The 3,331-nt window shown below is 41.6% G+C and carries 3 protein-coding genes and 1 pseudogene; 2 read left to right on the top strand and 2 right to left on the bottom strand.

Annotation, left to right across the window (positions count from 1 at the left end; genetic code table 11):
• Positions 1-1,924, top strand: a 1,924-nt coding sequence (locus PX636_RS04410; RefSeq protein WP_288116332.1) for an alpha-mannosidase, incomplete at its 5' end; no start/stop codon positions are given.
• Here the strand turns inward: PX636_RS04410 and psbN are convergent.
• On the bottom strand, positions 1,921-2,052 hold the full coding sequence (gene psbN, locus PX636_RS04405; RefSeq protein WP_012266479.1) for a photosystem II reaction center protein PsbN: 132 nt from the start codon (positions 2,050-2,052) through the stop codon (positions 1,921-1,923). The two genes, PX636_RS04410 and psbN, sit on opposite strands and share 4 nt — an antisense overlap.
• Positions 2,053-2,220: 168 nt before the next feature.
• Here psbN and PX636_RS04400 point away from each other — a divergent pair, with 168 nt between their 5' ends.
• On the top strand, positions 2,221-3,069 hold the full coding sequence (locus PX636_RS04400; protein WP_288116331.1) for a carbonic anhydrase: 849 nt from the start codon (positions 2,221-2,223) through the stop codon (positions 3,067-3,069).
• Between the two features lie 126 nt (positions 3,070-3,195).
• Here the strand turns inward: PX636_RS04400 and PX636_RS04395 are convergent.
• Positions 3,196-3,331: pseudogene (locus tag PX636_RS04395) on the bottom strand (RNA-guided endonuclease TnpB family protein); the annotation flags it as partial.

Below are 3,331 nucleotides of genomic sequence, written 5' to 3'. Positions count from 1 at the left end.
TGATACGACTAAATTTCCCCACGGTTTTTTCTGGTGGCAATCTCCCGATGGCAGTAAAATTCTTTCCCTAATGTCTCCTCCCAATGTTGCCGGAGTTATGGATACTAACCCAATTATTATGACCGATCATGCTCTCAATTGGGAACGGCAAACCGGCTTAAAAGATATTTTTTGGCTGCCCGGTGTTGGCGACCATGGCGGCGGCCCGACTCGTGATATGTTAGAGGTGGCCCAACGTTGGCAAAAATCTCCTTTTTTCCCCCAGTTAAAATTTAGCCAAGCAACAACTTATCTGGACAGTCTGGAGACAAGTAATCTCCCTATCTGGGATGATGAATTATATCTAGAATTCCATCGGGGTTGTTATACTACCCACGCCGACCAAAAGGCTTATAATCGTTACTGTGAAATCCTCTTGTATCAAGGAGAATTATGGTCTTCTCTGGCTAATATTTTACTAGAGATTCCCTATCCGAAAGTCGAGATAGAATCCGCCTGGAAAAAGGTTTTATTAAATCAGTTTCATGATATACTGCCTGGTACTTCTATACCCGAAGTGTTTAGGGATGCCAATCAGTTATGGCAGCAAGTTATCAGCACAGGTGAAGCAATTTTAGATCAAGCTTTACAAGCAATTGCCACTCAAATTAATTTACCTAATCCCCCCCATCCTCAAGCAAAACCTTTTCTAGTTTTTAATTCTCTTAACTGGGAAAGATCCCAGGTTATCTCTTTAGCTGTAGAATCTGTAAATTGCTCGGTTTATGACTTAAATAATTGTCTCTGTCCTTCGCAATTATCCCACGACAATCACCTATTATTTCTCGCTGAAAATATTCCTGCTGTGGGTTATAAGTTATTTTGGTTAGTTCCCAATCAGCAAGCAACCGAGAAAAATTTAACTAACTGCCAATTTATTTTAGATAATGGCTTGCTTAAAGTTACTATTAACTCGGAAACGGGGGATATAGATAGTATATTCGATATAATTAATCAAAAAGAAATCCTGCAAGCTGCGGGGAACCAATTACAGGGATTTAAAGATCAAGGGCAATATTGGGACGCTTGGAATATCGATCCGAATTATCAACAATATCCCTTACCTAAAACAGTATTAAAATCGATCGAATGCTTAGAATGTGGTCCCTTGCGCTGGCAGATTCGCGTGATCAGAAGTTTAGCTGATTCGGAATTTTGTCAAGATTATATCTTAGAAAAAGATTCTCCTATTCTCCAGATTAAAACTATGGTTAATTGGCGGCAAGAACATACTTTAGTAAAAACCGCTTTTCCTCTTACCCTAAACAGCGATTTTACCACCTATGAAATTGCCTGTGGTGCGATCAAGCGTTCCCACGAACCAGAATCACCAAAATGGGAAGTTTACGGTCATAAATGGGCGGATTTAACCGATACAGAGGCAAACTACGGGGTTAGTCTTTTAAATAATAATAAATATGGCTATGATGCTACTAACCGGCAACTGCGATTAACTCTGTTGAGAAGTCCCCGATGGCCCGATCCCGAGGCGGCTCTGGGGAAACAAGAATTTACCTATGCAATATATCCCCATCAAGGTAACTGGAAAACGGCGAAAACTGTCCATCACGCTTGGCAGTTAAACTCACCTGTCACCGTTGTTTTTATTACTAATTCTTCTCAATCAAACCAGTTGCCACCCGTGGCACAATGGTTAAAATTCTCGGCCGATAACTTAATTTTAATGAGTTTAAAACAAAGTGAAACATCCTTTCGGGGTTGGGTAATGCGCGTTTATGAATGTCAGGGAGAAAACGCTGTTATTGATTGGCAAAATCAATTACAATTAACAATAAAAGAATCGATCGACGGTTTAGAAAGAGCGATCGATCCCGTCGAGCAACTTTTTCCTTGGCAGATAGCTACATGGTTATTAAAGAATTAATCTTCGTGATCTTCAAAAGGATCGCTTAATTCTGCAGCTGGCGGTCCAAAAGCGGTATAAAGAGCTAAAACGGTAATCCCCACCAAAGCGGCAGCGATCGAAATACCCAAAATTGTTGCAGTTTCCATAGAATAAAATTTGCTTAGATACAGTCTGCATCTTATCTTAACAAAATATAACCGATCTCGCCGTCGATAGCGATCGCTAATCTGGCCGGTTGCATTGCTGTTATCTCATGCCCGATAATGCTGAAAGGATCGACTCAATAGCGATCAAACTAAACCAGAAAAATTATTATGAAGAAACTCCTACAGGGACTAGAAAAGTTCCAGAGTGGTTATTTTGATGAACATCGGCAATTATTTGAGCAACTCTCCCACGGACAAAAACCGAGAATCCTGTTTATCACCTGTTCCGATTCCAGGATCGATCCTAACCTAATTACCCAAGCGGAGGTGGGGGAATTATTCGTAATTCGTAATGCGGGGAATATAATTCCTCCCTACGGAGCAACCAATGGTGGTGAAGGTGCATCTATAGAATATGCTATCAACGCTCTCGGCATCGAGCAAGTGATTATCTGCGGTCACTCCCATTGTGGAGCGATGAAAGGTTTATTAAAATTGCAAAGTCTGGCCGATGAAATGCCTTTAGTTTACGATTGGTTAAAGCAAGCAGAAGCTACTCGACGTTTAGTTAAGGATAATTACAAAGAACTAGAAGGAGAAGAACTGATCGAGGTGACAGTAGCAGAAAATGTTCTCAACCAGTTAAGTAATTTGCAAAGCTATCCAATTATTCGTTCCCGATTACATCAGGGTAAATTATCTCTACACGGTTGGATTTTTCGGATTGAAACTGGCGAAATTTTAGCCTATGATCCCATCCTACACGATTTTGTCGCTCCCCATAGTAAAATTACCCATCCCGAAGCAGAAGACAATTTACCCTCTAGTCGTCATCTTCCCAATAGTCATCCCTTCAAGATTTCTGAGGATTATATCCGGACTCATGCGGACGTAAAAAAAGCGACTCCTGCGGTTAATACTGTGGCGAAAAAGAATGGCTCCTCAACCCAAAAACCGGGCTACACTTATTTAGACCCCTCCCAAGCTGATCGCATTTATCGCGGATCGAGAAGTTAATTAGGGATTAGAGAAATTCTCTAGAGATGTGCTTATTACCGTCTCTAGAGTGGCAGTTAAGGGCAAGAGCCTTCCCAGTTGATATTGACATCCTCACCGCCGTAAACGGACGGTGATTCCCAAACCTCACGATTTAGGTTTCTGCTTCTTTCCCTTGCGGGGTTCCGCACCTGCCTTAACAGATTTACTCTGTTCTGGTCTTATGGTCGCGACCCGGACTGACACCGCAAGCCCTGCGGCCAAAATATTTTTACTGGCGTTA

It is taken from the genome of Microcystis sp. M53598_WE2 (assembly GCF_030067735.1).
In the GTDB taxonomy this organism is placed as follows: domain Bacteria; phylum Cyanobacteriota; class Cyanobacteriia; order Cyanobacteriales; family Microcystaceae; genus Microcystis; species Microcystis aeruginosa.
Note: the sequence above shows the minus strand (reverse complement) of the source record. Positions and strands in the feature narration are given on the sequence as shown.

Coding starts and splice junctions, on each gene's coding strand:
- psbN (WP_012266479.1), bottom strand. CDS start 2,052: ATGGAAACTGCAACAATTTTGGGTATTTCGATCGCTGCCGCTTTGGTG.
- PX636_RS04400 (WP_288116331.1), top strand. CDS start 2,221: ATGAAGAAACTCCTACAGGGACTAGAAAAGTTCCAGAGTGGTTATTTT.